Consider the following 20,314-nt stretch of genomic DNA (forward strand, 5'->3'; position numbering starts at 1 on the left):
CTGATCCCACCGCGCATGAATCGTCCTGTTCCAGGCCTGAATCGTGGGCGCGCCGGACCGGCCGGCAAAACACAATCCGGCTACCCCCGAGCCAAGCTCAAATCGCTCGCGGATAACACAGACAGGAGACAAGCATGCAGATGCCATTGGCATACATCGCGGGCGCCAGACACGCCTGCGCAGCCCGAACCCATGCCGGTTTTGGCCGAGAGTCGGCCCACGCAATCCCCGCAGTGGCCTGAACCATGGAAACCACTTTCGATCGAGAAAGACGGATCCGGATGGATGACGCCCGTCCGGTGGCGATCGTCACCGGCGCTGCCGATGGCATCGGCTGGGCGACAGCGCAGCGGCTGGCGGCGGATGGATGCCGGATGGTGCTGCTGGATCTGCGCGCTGACGCCGTCACCGCGCGGGCTGCCGAGCTTGGAACGGCCCATTTGGGACTGGCCTGCGATGTGACGCAAGAGGCCAGCGTTGAGGGCGCCCTCGGCGCAGTGATGGCGCGCATGGGCCGGATTGACGTACTCGTCAACAACGCCGGCATCGGCGACCAGGCCCGCCCCACCCTGGAGCAGGGGCTCGAGGCATTCGAACGCGTGGTGGCCGTGCATGTGCGGGGTTGCTTCCTGATGTGCCAGGCCGCGCTGCGGACGATGCGCAAGCAGGCGCGCGATGCGCGCGGCAACCGCGGCGCCATCGTCAACCTGAGCTCGATTGCTGGTCTGAGCGGCATCCCCGGCCGCAATGCCTACAGCGCGGCCAAGGCCGGCGTGCTGGGCATGACGCGGGCCATGGCCAGCGAATGGGCGCGCGAGGGAATCCGCGTCAATGCCATAGCGCCGGGCTATGTGCGCACCGCGCTGGTGGCCGGACTGGCAAGCGAGGGGGCGATCGACGGCAATGCGATCGCGCACCGCACGCCGATGGGCCGTATGGCCGAACCGGCCGAAATCGCCGAAGCCATCGCCTTCCTGGCGTCGCCAGCGGCCAGCTACATCGCCGGAGTTGTACTGCCGGTGGATGGTGGCTGGACCGCGTTCGGCGCGCCGGATAACGCCTTGCCGCCTCTGTGAGGGCTGGAGGAGATGAAAGATGCTGACGATTAACCTCTTCAACGGCCTGGTCTACGGGGCACTGCTGGTCGTGATGTGCTCAGGACTGGCCCTCATTTACGGGCTGCGCCGCGTGGTGAATTTCGCGCACGGCTCGCTCTACATGCTGGGGGCCTACCTGGGCTATTCGATTGCCCTGCACTCCAGCTTCTGGATAGCGCTGGCAGCCGTGCCGCTCGTGATGGCGGTGCTGGGCGTGCTGCTGGACCGCTACGGCTTCCGGCTGCTGCAGGACCGCGACCCGCTCTCCGTCGTGCTGGTCACCTTTGGCTTGCTGCTGGTGATCGAGGACTTCGTGCAGACCGTCTGGGGCAAAAGCAATCTGTCCGTGCCCGCCCCGGCTGCGCTAAGCACGTCGATCAACCTGTTCGGTACGCCCGTGCCGGCCTACCGCCTTGCAGTGATCGGCGCGGGCTTGCTGGTCGCACTGGGCCTGAGCCTGTGGCTGCGCTACTCCCGCGCCGGCCTGTTCGTTCGCGCCGCCAGCACCGATCCGACCACCACGGCCATGCAGGGCGTCAACACCGATTTGCTGAGCGCCGGCGTGGTCGGACTCGGCACCGCACTGGCCGGGCTGGCCGGCGTGGTAGCGGCGCCGTTCTTGTCGCTGTCGCCATCGATGAGCAGCGACGTGATCATCGACTCGTTCGTGGTCGTTGTCGTTGGCGGCCTGGGTTCGCTGGCGGGCGCGTTCGTGGCGGCGATGATCCTGGGCATGATCCAGGCGCTGGGCGCGGTCTACCTGCCCGAGACCGCAATGTTGCTGCCGTTCTTGCTGATGGTTGCCGTGCTGATCTGGAAGCCGGCCGGCTTCGCTGGCAGCCGGACCTGAGGAGAAAACACCATGTCCACTAGAAACATGAGTCTTGGCGCTGTGGCAGCGCTCGCGGCAGGGGCGGCCATCGCGGCCCTGGTCAGCTCGGGCACGATCCTGTCCCTGCTTACGCAAGCCGTCATCTACGCGGTATTTGCCAGCGGCGTGGGCCTGTTGCTGAAACAAAACGGCATGGCCAGTTTTGGTCATGCGCTGTACTTCGGCTTCAGCGGCTATGCCCTGGGCCTCATCCTGCAACTCGAGGTGATACCGGCGGAGGCCGCCATCGTCGCCACTCTGGCCGGCGTGGCGCTGATGGCGTTCGTCATGGGCCTGGTGATCGTGCGCGTGCCAGGCGTGGCGTTCGGCATGTTGACGCTGGCCGTGGGGCAAATGTTCTTCCTGATGGCCTCGCGCTCGCGCGGGCTCACCGGCGGCGCCGATGGCATGAGCATCGCATGGCCGGCCTCGCTGTTCGGCGTGCCGCAGGCGCAGCTGCTCAAGCCGGCCACCATGTTCCTGGTGTGCTGGGTCACCCTGGTGCTCGTCTTGCTGCTGCTCGCGCTGCTGCTGCGCGGCCGCTTTGGCAGCATCACCGAGGCAGTGCGCGACAACGAGGAGCGTGCCTGCTTCATCGGCATCAACACTGTGGTACCACGCGCCGCCGTCTATGCGCTGTCGGCCACAGTGAGCGGACTGGCCGGCGTGCTGTCGGCGCTGAACACCGGCTTCGTCTCGCCCGAGAACCTGCACTGGAGCCTGTCGGGGGTGGCGCTGATGATGGCGGTGGTGGGTGGCTACAAGTCCCTGTGGGGACCGGCGCTGGGCGCCATCGTGTACTTCCTGGCCAAGGACATCCTGGGCGCCTACGCCAACCACTGGATGGCCATTTTCGGCATCGCCCTGATCACCGTGATCGTGTTTTCACCCGCCGGCATCGCGGGTGCGCTCACGGGACGGTCCCTGCGCAAGCAGCGCATTGGTGCCAAGCCGGCCCCGGCCACCGTTCGCACCAGCTGAGAGGAGACTTCGATGAGCGACTTCGTATTGCAGGCGGAAGACGTGGCCATCCACTATGGTGGCGTCAAGGCGGTGGACGGTGTGTCCCTGACGCTGCGCCGCGGCCAGATCCGCGGCCTGATCGGCCCCAACGGTGCCGGCAAGTCCACGGTGATCGACGCCATCACCGGGCGCCGCCGCCTCACGCGCGGCAAGGTCTGCCTCAACGGGCAGGACGTGACCGCGCTGGGCCCGACGCAACGCCGTATGAGCGGGCTGTCGCGCAGCTTCCAGCGCACCAGCATCTTTGGCCAGATGCCGGTGCGCAGGCAAGTGGAGCTGGCCTCGCACAAGATGGGCGTGGTGGATTCCGACGCCGACGCCGATGCCGTGCTCGGAGAACTTGGCCTGCTGCCGCTGGCCGCCGTCACGGCGCAAGACCTGGGCTATGGCGAGCAGCGCCGGCTGGACCTGGCGCTCGCGCTGGTCGGCCGCCCGAACGTGCTGCTGCTGGACGAGCCCATGGCGGGCCTGTCGGTCAAGGAATCGCTGGACCTGGCGAAACACCTCAAGGCACTGACCATGCGCCGGGAGGTGTCGGTGCTGCTCGTCGAGCACGACATGGACGTGGTGTTCGGCATCTCCGATGCCGTGACCGTGTTTGAACTGGGCCGCGTGATCGCCGATGGAGAACCCGCCGCCGTGCGGGCGAACCCCCGTGTACGCGATGCCTACCTCGGGAGTGCCGCATGAGCGCCTTGCTGACCCTGGAAAACGTCAACGCCTTCTATGGCTCGGCGCATATCCTGCACAACCTCAACCTCTGCGTTGCCGCCGGCGAGCGCGTGGCGCTGGTCGGCCGCAACGGCGTGGGCAAGACCACGGTGGTCAACACCATCCTGGGGCTGGCCTCGCTACGCGGCGGCCAGATCCACCTGGGCAAGCATCGCCTGGCGCGGCCGCGGCCCTACGCGCCCGCCCAGCATGGCGTGGTGGTGGTGCCGCAGGGCCGCCGCATCGTGGCGAACCTGACCGTCGAGGAGAACCTGTACCTGGGCGCCGCCACCGGCCGCAAAGGCCCTTGGACAGTGCCGGAGATCTACAAGCTCTTCCCCATCCTGCAGGAGCGGGCGCACACGCCGGGCACGGCGCTCTCGGGCGGTCAGCAGCAGATGCTTGCGGTCGGCCGCGCGCTGATGGCAAACCCTGCGCTGATCCTGCTTGACGAACCCACCGAAGGCCTGGCGCCGGTCATTGTCGACCAGCTCGCGAGCATCTTTACCAGGGTCGCAGACCAAGGCACCGCGCTGCTGCTGATCGAGCAAAACATGAGCCTGGTGGTACGCGTGGCAGAGCGGTACTGCGCGATGGCAAAAGGTGCGGTCGTGGCTGAAGGCCCAGTGGAACACTCCAGGGCCTGCCTGGAACGCCTCGAAGCCCACGTCATGATCTGAGGGCAAAGCCGGCCAAATCGGGCCTGAACCACCTCCGTGTTGAACGGCCGCCGGACCGCTTCCGGCCCAGAAAATCAGGAGACAGAGCATGTTCAAGACAACCCCCCCGCAACGCACGCTACCCTTGCTTTCGGTCCTGGCCGTCATGGCGGTGCTGCCTCTGACTACCCTCGCGCAAGGCAAGGATCCACTCAGGGTCGGCCTGGTCACGTCCAAGTCCGGCGTCTTCGCCCAGCAAGGCGAGGAAGTGCTGCGCGCGGTGCAGTTCGCGATCGATGAAGCCAACGCCGCTGGCGGCGTGGACGGCCGCAAGGTCGAGGTGCAGATCGCCGACGACGAAGGCACACCGGACGCCGGGCGCCGCGTGGCGGAGAAGCTCGCGCGCGACGGCTACAATCTGCTGATCGGTGCGATTCCCTCCTCCATTTCCCTGGCGATCGCGCCGAACCTGGAGCGCTGGGACGCTGCCTACTTCAGCGTGGCCAGCAAATCCGACAAGCTCACCGGCGACACCTGCAAAGCGCGCAGCTTCCGCACCAACCATTCGGACGCGATGGACATCGCCATGATCGGCCAGTGGGCCAAGGACCTCAAGGAGAAGTCCTTCGCCATCCTCGCTGCCGACTATGTATGGGGCCGCGACTCCGGCGAATCCTTCAAGAAGGCCGCCGAGGCCGCGGGCAAGAGCGTGCCGCTGTCGCTCTACGTCCCGATGGGCACCAAGGACTTCTCACCCTATATTGCCCAGCTCAAGGCCGCCAACGTCGAAGCGATCTGGGTGGCCGAGGTGGGCCGCGATGCCATTGCCTTCGTCAAGCAGGCGCAGGAATTCGGACTGATCCCGGCCAAGAAGCTGATTGGCCATGCGCTGATCCAGAACTTCATGATCCAGGCTTCCGGCGACGCGCTGAAGGACACCATCGGCACCACCACCTACACGCCGGACATCGACACGCCGCGCAACAAGGCGTTCACTGCGGCATGGAAGGCGAAATTCAACCGCCTGCCCACCGACAACGAGGGCCAGGCCTACAACGGCGCGCAGGTGATCTTCGCGGGCGTGCGCAAGGCGGGCAGCACGAAGCCTGCTGAAGTGAGCCGGGCCTTGCGCGGCGCGCAGCTCGAGACCATCTATGGCAGCGTCACCATGCGGGGGCAGGACAACCAGCTCGTGCTGCCCAACTACGCGGGTCGCGCGAAGACCATGGACGGCGTGCTGCGACCCGTGATCGAGAAGCGCTTCGAGCCGTCGCTGACCCCTGCCGCATCGCCGCTTTGCAAGATGTGAGATCCCGTCCAAGCCATGGAGAATCTTCGATGAAGCGCGTACTGATCACCGGGGGCAGCGGCTTTCTCGGTGCCTGGATCATCCGCCGCCTGGCGGCCCGCGGCACGGACGTGCGGGTGTTCGACATGCATTCCAACCGGGCCACGGTGGCGGACATCGCGGGTCCCGCCGCGCAGGGGCTTGAATGGGAGGTCGGCGATATCCGCGATGCGGATGCCGTGCACCGGGCCATGCACGGCTGTGACGGCGTGATCCACCTGGCCGGCGTGCTCACGCCCGATTGCAGCGCCGATCCGGTGCGCGGCGCCGAGATCAATCTGATGGGCTCTCTGAACGTCTTCGAGGCGGCGCATGCCCATGGCATCGCCCGGGTGGTGTATGCAAGTTCGGCCGGCGTCTATGGTCCGCACGATGCAGGGCATCCGCAGCCCGCCACCCACTATGGCGCTTTCAAGCTTGCGGTGGAAGGCGCGGCACGCGCCTACTGGCATGAGCGCCAGGTCGCCAGCATCGGTTTCCGGCCCTTCGTGGTGTATGGCCCGGGGCGGGAAACGGGCATCAGCGCCGGCCCCAGTCTCGCCTGCCGCGCGGCAGCGCGCGGCGAGCCGTGCACCATCGGCTATACCGGCGCCTCGGGCCTGATCTACGTGGACGATGTGGCGCAAGCGTTCGAGCAGGCCCTGCTCACACCGGCGCAGGGCGCTAGCGTGTACAACCTGGTGGGCCAATCGACCACTATGGACGAAGTCATAGCTGAGATCCGGCGCCAGGTGCCTGGCGCGCGCCTGAAGGCGGAAGGCCCGCCGCTCACCATTGCGCCCGGCATCACCGAGGACGGCCTGGATGCGCTGCTGCCGCTGCGTCAGCGAACCGGCCTGGCGCAAGGCATTGCGGCCACGCTCGACCACCACCGTAAGCAAGACCGTCGGCAACGTGACTCAAGATCACACGGACAACGACCATGACACACCATGACACTAGCTGCGCCATGAACGCCGCATCCCCGAGGCATGCGCTCGTCACGGGCGCCACCGGAGGCATTGGCCGCGCCATCTGCTTCGCGTTGATCGGGCAGGCCCGCCGCGATGGCGCACCCATCTACGTCACTGCCGCTGCCTCGCAGCCCGGTGATCGGCTCAACCGCCTGGTGGAAGCGTTACGCGCCGCCGGCGCCAGGGCCGGCGGCGCCGCCGGTGACATCACCGATCCCGCGCAATGCGAGTCCCTGGTGGCCCAGGCCCATGCTCAGGGCGGGGACCTGACCGCGCTGGTGTGCAACGCGGGGGCGTCCGGCCCCGGGCGCCTGGCCGACCTGCCGGTAGCTCAGTGGGACCTCACCTTTAACCTCAACACCCGTTCGGCCTGGCTGCTGGCCCAGGCGGCGCGCGAGCAACTGGCACGCACGCGCGGCAGCATCACGGCGGTGGCGTCGATGTCTGGCCTGACCCCGCACCCGGGCTATGGCGCCTATTCGGCCGCCAAGGCAGCGCTCATCATGTTGTGCCGCCACCTCGCGCAGGAATGGGCGGTTGATGGCATACGCGTCAATACTGTCTGCCCAGGCATGGTTCGCACCCCGTTGACCGAGGCGGTGTATCGCGACGACGCCATGCTCCGGCAACGCGAGGCGCTGGTGCCGTTAGGCCGCATCGGCCGCCCGGAGGACGTCGGTGCCGTAGTGGCCTATCTCGCGAGCCAGGGCGCCTCCTATGTAACGGGACAAAACCTCGTGGTGGACGGCGGTATTTCGGATCACATGCTATCGATGATCCCGGGCCGCCCAGGAAAGGGGGCCCTTTGATTTCCGTGCGGTTTACCGGGGTAGCCACCCCTCGCAGCCATGCGGGTTTCCGGGCGGTGCTCACCTGGAATCCCAATCAAATCAGTCACTTCCTGACTGGTCCTTTTTCCCTGATTTGAGGCGTTTGACGCGCCCCCGTGCACGGCCGGGCGTGTTTGCGAGGCCGTTGAACGCGGTGACAGGCCCTGCGCAAACGGGCGCCATTCGCTCGAGGTGCGTGGTCGAGGTGGCCCCACCCAACGCTTGTGCGGCGTCGGCCGGCGCAGGAACGTGCGATAGGCAATCGCGTCCTCGGTGGTCAGCGACGACAGGGGACGTTCGCGCTGGACGATCGCCCACAGGATCAGCCGCTCCGCTCCGCTTCCTTGCGATAGGCCCGTTGGGTGGCCGGTGACTCGTGCAACGCCAGCCAGGTGCGTTGCGCACACGTTTAGCTCGAAAAGTTCCCAAATTGTGATTGACCTTCCCCGCAATCACAAATGATAATGCGTCTCATTGCGATAGATTCTTACGCAAAATTACAAAAGTGAGACTTAAGGCACACTGGAGACAACGTGCCATCTTAACGGTCTTCGCCTGCTACTCGGTTTGCCAGGATGGCCTTCGCGCCCGCTGCACGGCATCCCCGCTGGCGGATGACCTTGCGTGTCCGGCGCGAAATCGCGCTTCAACTGCATGCAGATGCTGGCGCTGGATTGCTCAGGAATGGGCGACAGCATCATTGCTAATGCGAATGATGTTCGTTTACAAAACCGGGGGAGAGAACACTGTGCTGTACAAGATTGCCTCTGTTTCGCGCTCGTCGCGCGCCTCGGCGCCCATGCGGCCCAATCCGCGGGTTGCCGCCTTGCGCGTGGCCTTCGCGGGGTTATTGACCACCGGAGTGATTGGTCATGGGCACGCTCAAACCGCGCCAAAGCCAGAGGGTGACGCAGAGGTGCCAGCCGTATCTCTCCCCGAAGTGACGGTCAGTACGAAACGGCCTGACGCGCTCCCTCAGCCCTATTCCGGCGGACAAGTTGCGCGGGGTGGAAACGTCGGCATGCTTGGCAATACTGATTTTATGGACACGCCCTTCAGCATGACCAGCTATACGGAGCAGGCCATACGCGATCAGCAGGCAAAGACCGTGGGCGATCTACTGACCGTGGTTGACCCGTCCGTCCGTGACGTGGTTGGGCGAGACAACCTGTATGAAGCTTTTACGATCCGCGGCTTTCGGGTTGCGAACGACGACGTAGCCTTGAACGGCCTGTATGGTCTCCTGCCAAAGCACATGATCAGCACGGACGCCCTGGAGCGCATCGAGCTGCTCAAGGGGCCGAGCGCGCTACTCAACGGCACGCCGCCACGCGGCAGCACGGGGGGCAACATCAACGTCGTGACCAAGCGTGCGGGTGCGGACCCGTTGACCCGCCTGACTGCGGAATACGCATCCGATTCCCGCTTCGGCGGCCTTCTGGACTTGGGCCGTCGCCTCGGTGAGGACAAGCAGATCGGCGTGCGCGTGAACGCCGCCTACCGCGATGGCCGGCCGCCAATCGACAGGCAAACCGCGCAGAGTGGAGGCGTATCCCTGGGGCTGGACTACCAAGGCCCACGGCTTCGGCTTTATGCTGACCTGCTGTATCAGGGCGACACCATCCGTGCCCCTGAGCGTGGCTACTTCCTGGCTCCAGGAGTTGGCGTTCCGCCCATTCCCAAGCCCGGCGTCAATACCAGCCAGTCGTTCGATTATTCGCAGACGCGCAACCTGACCGGGATGGTGCGGGGCGAATACGACATCACGGATCACATAGCCCTGTTCGCAGCCACCGGCGCCGCGCAGTCCAATTGGCGCAGGTCGGACTACCAGAACGGCACCCAAATTCTCAATGCCAACGGCGATGGGCGCGTGGCCACGGTATTCCAGGACGCGGACTATCGCGCGAAATCAAGTGAAGCCGGAATCAGGAGCAAGTTCAGGACGGGAGCGGTTGACCATAGCTTGAGCATCGCGGCGAGTGCCGTCAGCCTGGTTCAAGACCTGGGGAAAACAACGTACGCCAGCTTCCTGACGAACATTTACACCCCCGTCCTGTTGGCGCAGCCCACGGCCGTGACCTCGTCCTTCTCGAAGAAGCGCGCCTCCGAGACCTCGCTGTCGTCCATCGCCATTACCGATGCAGCCTCCTTCGCGGACGGTCTGGTGCAGGTCGTGGGCGGTGTCAGGCGCCAGAGGATCGAGGTCAATAACTTTTCCGGAACGACCGGCGCGATCACTTCCCAGTACGATCAGAGTGCAACCACGCCGATGGTGGGCGTGGTCGTGCGCCCGAACAAGTCACTGGCCTTCTACGGGAGCTACATCGAGGGCCTCGCCCAAGGACCTACGGCCCCGGAAACCAGTGCGAATGCAGGGCAGATATTCGCGCCCTTCAAGACAAAGCAGTACGAAATCGGAACGAAGTACGACTTCGGCAGCGTGGCGCTTACCGCAAGCGCGTTTCAGATCTCCGTGCCGAGTGGCATCACGAACCCGAGCACGGGTGTGTTTGGCGTGGACGGCGAGCAACGCCACCGGGGGATCGAAATCATGAGCTTTGGCGAGTTGACCCGCAACCTGCGCCTGCTCGGTGGCGTGACCGTGATGGATCCCAAGCTGACGAAGACCGCGGGCGGTACCAATGACGGCCACCAGGCTGTGGGAGTTCCGAACGTTCAAGGCAATCTTGGCCTTGAATGGGATATCCCATCGATGCCAGGGCTGACCTTGACCGGCCGCGCCATCTACACCGGCTCCCGATTCCTGGATGCCGCAAACAAGGTGCAGATGCCTAGCTGGACGCGCTTCGACGCGGGCGCAAGGTATTCCACCAAGGTCGCCAGCACCCCCGTTTCGTTCAATCTGAACATCGCGAACCTGTTCAACCGCGAGTACTGGGAGTCGAATACGGCGGGCTACATGAATGTCGGAGCCCCGCGGACCATCTATCTCACTGTATCGGCTGCTCTTTGACGACAAAGAAAGGAATCGACCATGACCAAGTCTTATATGCACACCCCGGCCGTCCATATTCTCTCCCGCTCGGATCTGGCCGACATCGTCCTTCCTCCGGCGGACGTGATCCGGCTTGTCGAGGATGCCTATCTGTTCTACGCCAACGGAGAGTCCCGTTGCCCGACGAAACTCATGATGGAACTTCCCAATGAGGAGCGGGACGCGGTTTCCTATTCGATGCTCGGTTACGACGGCGCTCTCCAGCAACTCGGTTTCAAGACCTCCTATCGCCAGGGCAACGATAGTGCCGAAAAGTACTACACGACGATCAGCCTCTATGACGACACAACCGGATTGCCGTTCGTATTCATGGATTGCCACCGCGTCGGCGGCTCTCGCACGCCGGCAACCACGGCGATCATCGCCAAGCACTGCGCCAAGGAGAACGCCCAATCGGCGCTGATGGTCGGCACGGGCGCACAGGGCATCAACACATTGTCCTATCTCTTGACTGCGGTGCCTTCTCTCAAAACCCTGCGCCTGTTCGGCACGCACCCCGACGGGATCGCCGCGAGCCTTGCGACCTTTGCCCGGCACTTCCCCGACCGCGAGATCGAACTCGTGAAGGACGTTCCCGAGGCCGTCGCTCAATCCGATATCGTCGTCGTCGCCTCGGGTCGCGCCGCGCATCCGAAAGTCCAGACAGCGTGGATGCCGCCGGGTGGCTTGCTCATTTCTGTCGCCAGCAAGGGCGTGGAGGCGGGTGCCCTGCGGCAGGCCGACTACGCAATCGCGACGAACGAAGCGCAGATGGGCGTCACCGGCAAGCGGCTCGCCGGGCCTGGCGGCGAAGCCCATATCGATGCCGAATTGCCCGACATCGTGGCCGGCCGTAAAGCGGGACGGCGCTCGCAGGAGGATCGGGTGTTCGCATTCTCGAGCGGGATGATCATCACGGATATTCCCGTCGCCCATGCTCTCGCAACCCGAGGGATTGCAGCTGGCCGCGGCAGTCGGGTCGAGCTATGGAACTGATGGCCAATTCGATGCGCGCCCGCGAGCGGGCGTGGGCCGTCGCCGCCCGGCAGGACGTCATGCTGCTCGACCAGATAGCGTGTGCGACGGACGGCCCGTTCCACCTCGTTCACCCCGAGAGCTTTGCCGACAATCTGTCGGGCTTCCAGCGCGTTCTACGGGACCGGAATGTCTCGGGGCATGTCTATTTCGGCAAGAAGGCCAACAAGGCAGGGGCGTGGTTGCGCGAAGTGGCAAGGTTCGGCGGATCGGTCGATGTTGCCAGCGTGCCCGAGTTCGTTCATGCACTTGCCAACGGCGTTCGAGGGGAGAACATCGGCGTCACGGGCGCAGCAAAGCGCAACGAGCTTTTATGGCTGGCCTGCCGCCATGACGCGATTGTTGCCATCGACGCGTTGGACGAACTCGAGCGCGCGATTGCTGTCGCGTCGGAAACGAGCGCCTTGCGGATTCTGTTGCGCGTGCTTCCTCCCAACAGTCCCAACAGCCGCTTCGGACTGAATCCGGATGATCTTCTCGCGGCGTTCCAGCGCTGCGCGGATGCCCGGCGGCACATCACGATGGATGGCTTTTCCTTCCATCTCGATGGCTACGCGGTGGAGCCGCGTGCCGAGTTGGCCTCCGCCCTGATTGATCGGTGCGTGGAGGCCAGAGGCCATGGCTTTCCCTGCTCGTCGATCTCCATCGGGGGCGGCTTCGCTTGCAGCTATATTGAAGAGGAGGATTGGCGCCGCTTCAAGGAGGGACTCGATCCTGCCCAGTTCCATGCGGCAAAGAGCTTCAGTCATTTCTATCCCTATCACCAGTCTCCCACCGGCGCGGCGATGCTGGACGCGATCCTGCAGACGGCAACCGAAAGCGGGACGCTGGCAGCCAAGCTCATCGCTGCCGATGTGCGGCTCTATCTGGAGCCGGGACGGGCGCTTCTCGACGGCGCGGGAATGACCGTCTTTCCCGTGCAAGGTTTCAAGCGGAACGCGGAGCACGGGATCGTGACCGTCGCGGGCCTGAGCATGAGCCTGTCGGAACAGTGGAAAAACAGCGAGTTTCTGCCAGCGCCCTTCCTGGTCCAGCGCGGGCCTGCGCGCCCCCAAAACCCTGTTCACGCGGCCATCGGCGGTTCCAGTTGCATGGAGTATGACGTCCTGACCTGGCGCAAGATCACGTTCCCCGCCATACCGCGCTACGGCGACATGATCGTCTATCCCAATACTGCCGGCTATCAGATGGACAAGAACGAGAGTGAGTTTCATCAGCTCGCACTACCGCCCAAGATTGTCGTGAGTCAACCTGACGGGCGCTTCACCTGGAGAATGGACCGATGATCCCCAAGCACCAGTCTGTCGAACGGATTGCAACGGCATGTTCCGAACTGATCGGCGGGACACCGTTGTACGAATTGGCCCGCACCGGATCAGGCAGCCGCTTGCTGCTGAAGCTGGAACAGTTCAATCCCACCGGTTCCTGCAAAGTCCGGATGGCCCGCGAGATGATCCTCGCGGCCGAGCGCGACGGCAAGCTCAGACCGGGAGGCCATATCGTCGAGCCCACCTCGGGCAATACCGGGGCGGGAATCGCCCTCGTCGCCATCGAGCGCGGCTACAAGTTCACGGCCATCGTCGACAACCATGCCTCGCGCGACAAGCTCCGCGCGATGCAGGCCATGGGCGTCAATCTCGTTTTTGCCGAGAGCAAGGGCGATGGGCCGAGTACCGTCGCGCGGCGCCGGCTGGCCGGAGAGATCGTCGAAAAGACTGGCGCATTCTGGCCGGATCAGCACTACAACCCGAACAACAACAAGGGTTATGCCTGCCTTGCCGCCGAGCTGCTGCGCGGTCTCGACACGGATATCGATTATCTGGTTGGCGCGGTCGGCACCGGCGGCACCTTGTGCGGCACGATCAAGGAGCTACGCCGCCTGGGTTCAAAAGTCACCAGCATCGGCATCGAGCCCACAGGATCCATCATCTTCGGCGGCCCCCCCGGCAAGTATTGGCAGACCGGTGCCGGCGCGCCGGGCGGCTTCACTGTCGGACCGAACGTCGATCACTCCCTGATCGACGAGGGGCTGACCGTCCGCGACATCGACGCCTTCACTGCGGCCCGCGTCGTCGCGCGCCGCACGGGCATCCTCGTCGGTGGTACCTCCGGCGCCGCGATCCATATCGCGCTCAAGCGGCTGGCTCTGGTCGAGCCGAACAGCACCATGGTGGTGTTGGTCTGCGATGCCGGGGAGAAATATCTCGACAGCGTCTACAACGATGAGTGGCTGCGCGAGCGCCATCTTCTGGATGACTTGGCGCATCTGCGCCTGCACCGGCTTTTCGATGCCTACCGGGAATCGATACGCCTCGCATCCTGCACCCTGGCGGCGGTGGGAGGGCAAACGTGATGACCATGAACTTGCGGCAGTATCGGGAAATCATCGCGCTTGCCGCGCCCATCGCGGGCATCCAGTTCGCCCAGGTCGCGCTCACCAGCACCGACCTCCTGATGATGGGCTTGATCGGTGTTCAGGCCGTTGCCGCCGGCGGGCTCGCCCTTCTGCTCTACAACCAGTTGCGGACGATGTGCGTCGGCATGGTGACGGGGCTCGGCAATCTCATCGCGGCCGCCATCGGGCGGGGCGAGAAGCGGACCGGCAGCGCCGATCTCGACGAAGCTGCTCGAGAGGAGATCCGCGATCTGCTGCGAGCCGCTTTGCTCGTGGCAACTGTTGCAGGCGTCGGCGCCGGGGCGCTCCTCGTCGTCCTCAGCCATCTCTTGCCACTGCTGGGACAGGACGCAGCAGTCATCGCCTTGGCCAAGCCGATCATGCTCGCGCTGGCGCCGGGTCTCTTGCCCATGCTGTGGCTCAATGTCCTGCGGCAATTCGCGGTTGGCATGCGCCGCGCCGGCTCGCTGCTGATGGTCACGCTGGTTTCCATCGCCGTCAACGCATTACTCAACGCCGCCTTCATCTATGGCTGGCTCGGTTTGCCACAACTGGGGCTCGCCGGCATCGGGCTGGCGACCTCGGTGGTCAATCTGTGGACCTTTCTCATCTATCTCCGCACCGTGCTGCGCGATCAAAAGCTCAACGCGCTCATCGCGCTGAACGGCTGGTGCGCCAAGCGGGAAACGGTGGCACGTCTCGCCAAGATGGGGACGCCGATCGCGTTGACTTATGGCTCGGAGGCTGCCATCACCTCCATCGCCACTGTCTTTATGGGTACCTTCGGGCCGGTGGTTCTTGCCGCCTCCAACATCGTCAACCAGCTCGCCTACATCGTCTATCAGCTCAACATCGGGCTGTCGCACGGCTCCTCCATTCTGGTGAGCCGTGCGAAGGGCAAGGGTGAGATGGGCGAGATTGGCGCCATTGCGGCGCGCAGCTTGACCGTCAGCTTCGCCGTCATGACCCTCGTCGCCATGGCCTATGTGGCCGTGCCGGACGCCGTGCTGCGCCCCTTTCTCGGAAGGGACGCCGACCCGGCCGTCCTGGCGGCGGCGACCGGTCTCTTGTGGTTCGCCATCGCGCACCAGTACTTCAAAGGCGCGCAGAACATATGCATCGGCCTGCTGCGTGGACTTGGCAACACCAAAGCCGGTCTCACCAACACGCTCATCGGCTACTGGTTGATTGGCATCCCCGCGATGGGCGCCTGCGGCTACTGGCTCGGTTGGGCAAGCCACGGCATCTGGTTCGGTCTCTGCCTCGGCTTCGCCGTCACGAGCCTCTTGCTTGGCCGGCGCTTCGTCGTCGACCTGCAGGCAGTGCTGAAGCCGCTGCGCAATGGCGAACCAGCGGACGAATCAGCAGACGAGCCTGCGAAGGCGCGTCTGGTATCGAGATAAGGACAACATGCAAGTTTTGGAGGAGTTGAAAGTGGTACGGCATCTTAGCGCCATGTGGGCGGCAGGAAGCGTAGTTGCGGCGCTGGCCATGGGGCCGGCTCTGGCTCAGGACAAGCCGGGCCTTGCGGTTCAGGATGACCGCGGGGTCACGGTGCGGGTACCCGCCGCTCCGAAGCGCATCGCTGGCATTTCCTATCTTGCCGCGGACGTCGCCCTGGCGCTCGGCATCAAGCCCTTCGCCACCACCTATATGACGGCCGGGCGCGCGCCCGACTTCCTGCTCGGCCTGACCAAAGACATGGTGCAGCTTGGCCAGCGCGCCAAGCCCAATCTCGAACTCCTGTCCAACGCCAAGCCCGATCTGGTCATCGCCATGCGGCGCTACACCGCCGCCAATGCCCAGCACCTCGAGAAGATCGCGCCCTATGTCGCCTACAACATGGAGCTTCTCTCCGAAAGCGAGAAGGAAGTCGCCGAGTTGTCCAGGATTCTCGGCAAGCCAGAGCGAGGCAAGGAACTCAACGCCGCCTTCCGGCAGCACCTGCAGGACTACGCGAACAAGGCGCCCAAGACCGTGCATCCGCGCTTCCAGATCATGTGGGCGGGCGACACGCCCTTTTCCCTCCATGACGAGAGCACGGCCGCTTCGATTGCAATTAGGCTCGGCGGTATCAACATGGCTGGACCGATGACACAGGGCGGCCGGTTTGGCACTGCACTGAGCCTGGAGACCATGCTGGAAAAGAACCCGGAGGTGATCTTCGTCTATGACTCCGGCCCCGACCGCCCGCACGAGAACAACCCGATCTGGAAGGAACTGTCCGCCGTCAAGAACAAGCGCGTCTACTATGTCGGCGACCAGTGGGTCGAGACCAACGGCCCGATTGCCCGCGAGATCGTCCTGCGCGAGGCGGCCCACTACCTCTATCCCGACACGTTCCCGGCCGTCAATGTCCGCGCCGAGGCCGCGAGGCTGATCCCGGCCGCGTTGCAGAAGTGACCCGGTCCTCGTTACGCGCACCGGCAAGGCCGTGGCTGCGGCCGTTCGGCTGGACGCTGGCCATCACGGCCGGCGCCCTGCTTGCGGCCGTCGCCGGGTTGACGGCCGGCGCCCGGCCGCTGACGCCTGCGGCGCTCGTCTCCATCCTGCTGTCGCCCGACGGCCGGATCGATTCCGTCCTAGTGTGGACGCTGCGCCTGCCGCGCAGCGTGGCCGCCTTCGTCGGCGGCGCGGGTCTCGGTGTTTCCGGCTTTCTGTTGCAGACGCTGACGCGCAATCCTCTCGCCGGGCCGGGGCTGACCGGCGTTTCCTCCGGCGCGGTGGCCGCCATCGTCTTCTGTTTCGTCTTTCTGCCCTGGCTCTCCTCCGCCTACTATCCGTTGATCGGCATGACGGGGGGGCTTGCGGCAGCTGCCGTCACCTTCTGGGTCGCCCATGGGCATGGACAACAGCGACCGCTGCACCTGGCGCTCGGCGGCATTTCCGTTTCGTTGCTCCTGAGCGCTGTCACCACCTACCTCATGATGCTGAGCGGTGCGCAGGTGACGTCCCTGCTCTTCTGGCTGTCGGGCGGTTTCCAGGGACGCTCGTGGTCGCATCTTGCCTATATGGCCCCCTGGGTCGGCGGCGGCATCGCCGCAGCGCTGGCCTGCCGGCGCGTCATCAGCCTCATGACGCTCTCGGACGAGGCCGCCGCCGGCATGGGCGTGCGGCTGGCCTTCTGGAAGCCGGTGCTGCTCGTCGTCGCGGTCCTGCCCGTGGCCGGCATTGCCCCTGTCGCCGGGCCGGTCGCCTTCGTCGGGCTCGTTTCGCCGCACATCGCCCGGCTCCTGAAGCCTGGCGGTCCGGGCTGGACCATCGGCCTGGCCGCAGCGATCGGCGGTTTCACCACCGTCACGGCCGACATCGCCGCCCGGACCGTGGCCCTGCCGCGCGAACTGCCGGTCAGCATCATCGCCGCGCTCATCGGCGGGCCGGTCCTCGTCTATCTTATCCAGCGCAAGAGCCTGGCCTTCAAGGGGGAGGCCGCAGCATGACAGCGCACCCTCTGCGCCACAGCACCCGGCCGGTCTGGTTCCTGCCGGTATCTTTTCTTCTCGTCCTTCTGTCGCTCGTCCTCGCCATCTTCCTCGGCGTGGTCGACCTGCCGCCCGGCGATGTCGCCGCTACGCTGCTCGGACGGGGATCGCCGGAGGCGCGGGCCATCATCCTCGACATCCGCCTGCCAAGGATCGCGACCGGCGCGCTCGCCGGCATCCATTTCGCCCTCGCCGGCTTCCTGCTTCAGACCATCACGCGCAATCCGCTGGCGGACCCGTCGCTGATCGGCATTTCCCAGGGCGCGACGCTCAGCGTCACGCTCTTCCTCCTCTTCGGCGTCCATATCTACGCGCCGGGTTCGAGCGCGCAGGTCACGGAACTTCCGCTGCACTGGCTGCCGAGCGTCGGCCTGCTCGGTGGGCTGATCGCATGCGCCCTTGTCTATGCGCTGGCGTTACAGGCCGATCTCGGCCCGTTGCGCCTGACGCTCGCCGGTATCGCCGTCGGCGCGGTGCTGCATGCCGTGGCGATCGGCCTCATCGCGGGGTGGGGATCGACGCGGATCGAAGTCATGCTCGAATGGCTGTCCGGCAGCCTTTATGCACGCAGCTGGCAGCACGCCGTCTTTCTCCTGCCCTTCACCGTCGTCGGCCTCGCTGCGCTGCCTCTCATCCGCCGTTCGCTCGATCTTCTCAGTCTGTCGACACCGGTGGCGCGCTCCTTCGGCCTGGCCTATCGCCCGGCCTTTTCCGGGGTCCTGCTGCTTTCCGCCGGCCTTGCGGCGAGCGCGGTCGGCGTCGTCGGTCCCATCGTCTTCGTCGGGCTGATCGTTCCCCATTTCGCCCGTTTCGTCGCCGGGCGGCAGAGCGCCCTGCGCCTGCCCCTGACCATCATGCTGGGCGCTATCACCGTCACGCTTGCCGATCTCGTTGGCCGCCTCGCCGGTCGGGCGGACGAGATTCCGATTGGCGTGGTCACCGCGTTCTGCGGCGTTCCCGTCCTGATCGCGCTCTTGCGCAAAACCCCGTGAGAATTGCGATGCCGCTTACCTGCTCCCGATTATCTGTCGCATATGGCCGGCGCATGGCGCTGGACGGCTTCGATCTCGCGCTTGAGCAGGGCGAAATCCGCGCCCTGATCGGCCCGAATGGGTCCGGCAAGAGCACGGCGCTGCAGACGCTGGCCGGACTGATCCGGCCGGCGGCGGGGCGCGTCATCGTCGACGGCCGGCCCGTCGACGCCATGCCGCGCCGCGAGCTCGCCCGGCACCTCGCCTATCTGCCCCAGCAGCCATCGGCCCCCGACGAAATGACGGTCGCGCAGTTGGTCCGGCAGGGGCGGTTCGCCCATGTCGGCCTGTTCCGCAGCTATGGTCCGGACGACGAGAAGGCGATCCGGTGGGCATTGGATAGCACCGGCTTGAGCGAGCTTGCCGACCGCAGCCTCACCGAACTGTCGGGTGGCGAACGCCAGCGGGCCTGGATTTCTGCCGCGCTGGCGCAGGAGGCGCAGATACTGCTGCTCGACGAGCCGACCACCTTCCTCGACATCGGCTATCAGGTCGAGGTGCTTGATCTCGTCTATCGGCTCAGCCGCGTCAGGGGCGTCGCCATCGTGATGGCGATCCACGATCTCAATCAGGCCATGTCCGTCTGCGACCGCATTTCGCTCCTCGAGCGGGGCCGGCTGGTTTTCGATGGAGACCCGCATGCACTGGCCGGAACGAATCTGATCGAGCAGGTTTTCCGCGTCCGCGGCGCCTTCGTGCCCATTGCGGTCGACGCTCCGCCTCATTTCGATGTCGAGCTGGCGTGCCGCCGGCCCCTACTGTCTCAAGATACGGTACCGGCGCGGCGTTCCAGTCTTGCGCTGCAGCGCATGTAGTCAGTGCGATAACGGGAGTACGCAGCGATGCTCGATCTCACGCAATTGCCTACCGACACGCCCGGCGCCCGGGACGTCGTGCATTTCAACAACGCCGGCGCGGCGCTCATGCCGCGCATCGTGCTCGACACGGTCTTCCGACACATGCAGCAAGAGGCGCATCTCGGCGGCTATGAGGCCGCCGAGTCTGCGGTCAGGCCGCGTAGATGGGCTTGAGGCCGTGGCCGTCGGGCTTCGACGCCCGTTTGCTGAAGAAGGCCGATGCGCCGCTGGCGGCCGCCAGTTGCGCCGCCATCGAGAGCAGGTCAGGCCCCAACGACAGCATGCGCGCTTCGGTAAAACGCACGGTCGGGCCAGCAATGGTGATGACGCCCAGCGGCGGCTGGCCGGCCAGTTGCACTGGCGCGGCCATGGCGTTCAGCCCCGCAGTGAAAGTTTCCTGCGTCACCGAGAAACCGCGCTCATGCGCGGCGTGCACAGCTTCCAGCATCGCCTGCATGGAATCCGGCGCACCGGGCCCGTAATCCGCGGGCATGCCCAGCCCTTGCTGCGCAACCAGCGCCAGGGCCGCGTCGTCGCTCATGGTCGACAGCCATGCCAGCCCCGAGGCGGAACAACTCAGGCGAGCGTCCTCGCCCATGTCTGGATCGTAGCGCAGGCCCTGGCGGGCACCTTGCGCGCGCGCCACCCAGGTGAGCCGGCTGCCATCGACCACGCCCAGGCGCACCAGTTCGCCCGAAATCTCAGCCAGGCGGTCCAGCAGAGGCTGGGCAATGTCGACAATCCCGGTCTTGCTCAGGTAAGTCAGCCCCATCGACACCAGCTTGGTGGTCAGCATGTACTCGCCCTTGTCTCGCGTCTGGCGCACGTAGTCGCAGCGCATCAGGTCGTTCAGCAACCGGTGCGCCCCGCTCCGCGGAATCTCGAGCTGGTCGGCGATGGTCGCCAGTTCGAGTCCCTCGCTATGGCGGGATAACAGCTCCAGAATGCCTAAAGTGCGCTCGAGAACACCATTCATGTCTAGAAAGCTCCAATGATCAGGATGTTGGAGCTAAAGCATGCGCGA

At 65.3% G+C, this 20,314-nt stretch carries 19 protein-coding genes and 1 pseudogene; 18 read left to right on the forward strand and 2 right to left on the reverse strand.

Translation table 11 applies throughout. The annotated features are described in order from the left end of the window. Positions 1–281 precede the first annotated feature (281 nt). The 8 genes from ACREYQ_RS09010 (at position 282) to ACREYQ_RS09045 (ending at position 7,471) form a co-directional block, all read left to right on the forward strand. Complete coding sequence (locus tag ACREYQ_RS09010; protein ID WP_432257308.1) at positions 282–1,076, forward strand: SDR family NAD(P)-dependent oxidoreductase; 795 nt, start codon at positions 282–284, stop codon at positions 1,074–1,076. A gap of 19 nt (positions 1,077–1,095) precedes the next feature. Further along, positions 1,096–1,947 (forward strand): branched-chain amino acid ABC transporter permease, encoded by an 852-nt coding sequence (locus ACREYQ_RS09015; RefSeq protein ID WP_432257309.1) that lies wholly within the window; start codon positions 1,096–1,098, stop codon positions 1,945–1,947. Between the two features lie 12 nt (positions 1,948–1,959). Next, the gene (locus ACREYQ_RS09020; protein WP_432257310.1) at positions 1,960–2,949 is read left to right on the forward strand and encodes a branched-chain amino acid ABC transporter permease; all 990 of its coding nucleotides are present in this window, start codon (positions 1,960–1,962) and stop codon (positions 2,947–2,949) included. A gap of 12 nt (positions 2,950–2,961) precedes the next feature. Continuing rightward, positions 2,962–3,681, forward strand: coding sequence for an ABC transporter ATP-binding protein (locus ACREYQ_RS09025; protein WP_432257311.1), 720 nt, complete (start codon positions 2,962–2,964; stop codon positions 3,679–3,681). After that, on the forward strand, positions 3,678–4,382 hold the full coding sequence (locus tag ACREYQ_RS09030) for an ABC transporter ATP-binding protein (RefSeq protein ID WP_432257312.1): 705 nt from the start codon (positions 3,678–3,680) through the stop codon (positions 4,380–4,382). The genes ACREYQ_RS09025 and ACREYQ_RS09030 overlap by 4 nt, the downstream gene beginning before the upstream one ends. 88 nt (positions 4,383–4,470) lie before the next feature. After that, positions 4,471–5,670 (forward strand): ABC transporter substrate-binding protein, encoded by a 1,200-nt coding sequence (locus tag ACREYQ_RS09035; RefSeq protein WP_432257313.1) that lies wholly within the window; start codon positions 4,471–4,473, stop codon positions 5,668–5,670. Between the two features lie 29 nt (positions 5,671–5,699). Continuing rightward, a complete protein-coding gene (locus ACREYQ_RS09040; protein WP_432257314.1) occupies positions 5,700–6,635 on the forward strand; it encodes an NAD-dependent epimerase/dehydratase family protein in 936 nt (311 codons plus the stop codon). A 23-nt stretch (positions 6,636–6,658) separates the two neighbouring features. After that, the gene (locus ACREYQ_RS09045) at positions 6,659–7,471 is read left to right on the forward strand and encodes an SDR family NAD(P)-dependent oxidoreductase (RefSeq protein WP_432257315.1); all 813 of its coding nucleotides are present in this window, start codon (positions 6,659–6,661) and stop codon (positions 7,469–7,471) included. Positions 7,472–7,632: 161 nt separating this feature from the next. On the opposite strand, the pseudogene ACREYQ_RS09050 reads toward ACREYQ_RS09045, so the two are convergent. Next, a pseudogene (locus ACREYQ_RS09050) lies at positions 7,633–7,895 on the reverse strand (integrase); the annotation flags it as partial. A 618-nt stretch (positions 7,896–8,513) separates the two neighbouring features. On the opposite strand from ACREYQ_RS09050, the gene ACREYQ_RS09055 reads away from it, so the two are divergent. The 10 genes from ACREYQ_RS09055 to ACREYQ_RS09100 are packed head-to-tail and all read left to right on the forward strand — an operon-like array spanning position 8,514 to position 19,464. Beyond that, positions 8,514–10,469: a TonB-dependent receptor gene (locus tag ACREYQ_RS09055; RefSeq protein WP_432257316.1), complete on the forward strand. Its 1,956-nt coding sequence runs from the start codon at positions 8,514–8,516 to the stop codon at positions 10,467–10,469. A 21-nt stretch (positions 10,470–10,490) separates the two neighbouring features. Further along, positions 10,491–11,486, forward strand: coding sequence for an ornithine cyclodeaminase family protein (locus ACREYQ_RS09060; RefSeq protein WP_432257317.1), 996 nt, complete (start codon positions 10,491–10,493; stop codon positions 11,484–11,486). Continuing rightward, on the forward strand, positions 11,477–12,811 hold the full coding sequence (locus ACREYQ_RS09065; protein ID WP_432257318.1) for a Y4yA family PLP-dependent enzyme: 1,335 nt from the start codon (positions 11,477–11,479) through the stop codon (positions 12,809–12,811). The genes ACREYQ_RS09060 and ACREYQ_RS09065 overlap by 10 nt, the downstream gene beginning before the upstream one ends. Beyond that, positions 12,808–13,878, forward strand: a complete 1,071-nt coding sequence (locus tag ACREYQ_RS09070) for a PLP-dependent cysteine synthase family protein (RefSeq protein WP_432257319.1) — start codon at positions 12,808–12,810, stop codon at positions 13,876–13,878. Before ACREYQ_RS09065 ends, ACREYQ_RS09070 begins: the two co-directional genes overlap by 4 nt. Next, positions 13,878–15,323 carry an MATE family efflux transporter gene (locus ACREYQ_RS09075; RefSeq protein ID WP_432260388.1) on the forward strand — a complete coding sequence of 482 codons (1,446 nt, stop codon included), beginning with the start codon at positions 13,878–13,880 and terminating at the stop codon, positions 15,321–15,323. Before ACREYQ_RS09070 ends, ACREYQ_RS09075 begins: the two co-directional genes overlap by 1 nt. A gap of 7 nt (positions 15,324–15,330) precedes the next feature. Further along, a complete protein-coding gene (locus ACREYQ_RS09080; protein WP_432257320.1) occupies positions 15,331–16,323 on the forward strand; it encodes an ABC transporter substrate-binding protein in 993 nt (330 codons plus the stop codon). Further along, positions 16,320–17,360, forward strand: a complete 1,041-nt coding sequence (locus tag ACREYQ_RS09085) for a FecCD family ABC transporter permease (RefSeq protein ID WP_432257321.1) — start codon at positions 16,320–16,322, stop codon at positions 17,358–17,360. The genes ACREYQ_RS09080 and ACREYQ_RS09085 overlap by 4 nt, the downstream gene beginning before the upstream one ends. Then, complete coding sequence (locus ACREYQ_RS09090) at positions 17,357–18,394, forward strand: FecCD family ABC transporter permease (RefSeq protein WP_432257322.1); 1,038 nt, start codon at positions 17,357–17,359, stop codon at positions 18,392–18,394. Before ACREYQ_RS09085 ends, ACREYQ_RS09090 begins: the two co-directional genes overlap by 4 nt. A 53-nt stretch (positions 18,395–18,447) precedes the next feature. Continuing rightward, positions 18,448–19,248, forward strand: a complete 801-nt coding sequence (locus ACREYQ_RS09095) for an ABC transporter ATP-binding protein (RefSeq protein ID WP_432257323.1) — start codon at positions 18,448–18,450, stop codon at positions 19,246–19,248. Positions 19,249–19,275: 27 nt separating this feature from the next. Then, a complete protein-coding gene (locus tag ACREYQ_RS09100; RefSeq protein ID WP_432257324.1) occupies positions 19,276–19,464 on the forward strand; it encodes a hypothetical protein in 189 nt (62 codons plus the stop codon). Here the strand turns inward: ACREYQ_RS09100 and ACREYQ_RS09105 are convergent. Continuing rightward, positions 19,442–20,266, reverse strand: a complete 825-nt coding sequence (locus tag ACREYQ_RS09105; RefSeq protein ID WP_432257325.1) for an IclR family transcriptional regulator — start codon at positions 20,264–20,266, stop codon at positions 19,442–19,444. The two genes, ACREYQ_RS09100 and ACREYQ_RS09105, sit on opposite strands and share 23 nt — an antisense overlap. Between the last annotated feature and the right edge of the window lie 48 nt (positions 20,267–20,314).

It is taken from the genome of Cupriavidus sp. TMH.W2 (genome assembly GCF_050847365.1).
Taxonomy (GTDB): domain Bacteria; phylum Pseudomonadota; class Gammaproteobacteria; order Burkholderiales; family Burkholderiaceae; genus Cupriavidus.

Excerpts from the sequence above, each read along its gene's own strand:
- ACREYQ_RS09025 (WP_432257311.1), top strand. The coding sequence starts at position 2,962 with ATGAGCGACTTCGTATTGCAGGCGGAAGACGTGGCCATCCACTATGGT.
- ACREYQ_RS09075 (WP_432260388.1), top strand. The coding sequence starts at position 13,878 with ATGACCATGAACTTGCGGCAGTATCGGGAAATCATCGCGCTTGCCGCG.
- ACREYQ_RS09090 (WP_432257322.1), top strand. The coding sequence starts at position 17,357 with ATGACAGCGCACCCTCTGCGCCACAGCACCCGGCCGGTCTGGTTCCTG.
- ACREYQ_RS09015 (WP_432257309.1), top strand. The coding sequence starts at position 1,096 with ATGCTGACGATTAACCTCTTCAACGGCCTGGTCTACGGGGCACTGCTG.
- ACREYQ_RS09035 (WP_432257313.1), top strand. The coding sequence starts at position 4,471 with ATGTTCAAGACAACCCCCCCGCAACGCACGCTACCCTTGCTTTCGGTC.
- ACREYQ_RS09080 (WP_432257320.1), top strand. The coding sequence starts at position 15,331 with ATGCAAGTTTTGGAGGAGTTGAAAGTGGTACGGCATCTTAGCGCCATG.
- ACREYQ_RS09065 (WP_432257318.1), top strand. The coding sequence starts at position 11,477 with ATGGAACTGATGGCCAATTCGATGCGCGCCCGCGAGCGGGCGTGGGCC.
- ACREYQ_RS09020 (WP_432257310.1), top strand. The coding sequence starts at position 1,960 with ATGTCCACTAGAAACATGAGTCTTGGCGCTGTGGCAGCGCTCGCGGCA.
- ACREYQ_RS09070 (WP_432257319.1), top strand. The coding sequence starts at position 12,808 with ATGATCCCCAAGCACCAGTCTGTCGAACGGATTGCAACGGCATGTTCC.
- ACREYQ_RS09040 (WP_432257314.1), top strand. The coding sequence starts at position 5,700 with ATGAAGCGCGTACTGATCACCGGGGGCAGCGGCTTTCTCGGTGCCTGG.
- ACREYQ_RS09030 (WP_432257312.1), top strand. The coding sequence starts at position 3,678 with ATGAGCGCCTTGCTGACCCTGGAAAACGTCAACGCCTTCTATGGCTCG.
- ACREYQ_RS09045 (WP_432257315.1), top strand. The coding sequence starts at position 6,659 with ATGAACGCCGCATCCCCGAGGCATGCGCTCGTCACGGGCGCCACCGGA.
- ACREYQ_RS09105 (WP_432257325.1), bottom strand. The coding sequence starts at position 20,266 with ATGAATGGTGTTCTCGAGCGCACTTTAGGCATTCTGGAGCTGTTATCC.
- ACREYQ_RS09100 (WP_432257324.1), top strand. The coding sequence starts at position 19,276 with ATGCTCGATCTCACGCAATTGCCTACCGACACGCCCGGCGCCCGGGAC.
- ACREYQ_RS09010 (WP_432257308.1), top strand. The coding sequence starts at position 282 with ATGGATGACGCCCGTCCGGTGGCGATCGTCACCGGCGCTGCCGATGGC.
- ACREYQ_RS09095 (WP_432257323.1), top strand. The coding sequence starts at position 18,448 with ATGGCGCTGGACGGCTTCGATCTCGCGCTTGAGCAGGGCGAAATCCGC.
- ACREYQ_RS09060 (WP_432257317.1), top strand. The coding sequence starts at position 10,491 with ATGACCAAGTCTTATATGCACACCCCGGCCGTCCATATTCTCTCCCGC.
- ACREYQ_RS09055 (WP_432257316.1), top strand. The coding sequence starts at position 8,514 with ATGCTTGGCAATACTGATTTTATGGACACGCCCTTCAGCATGACCAGC.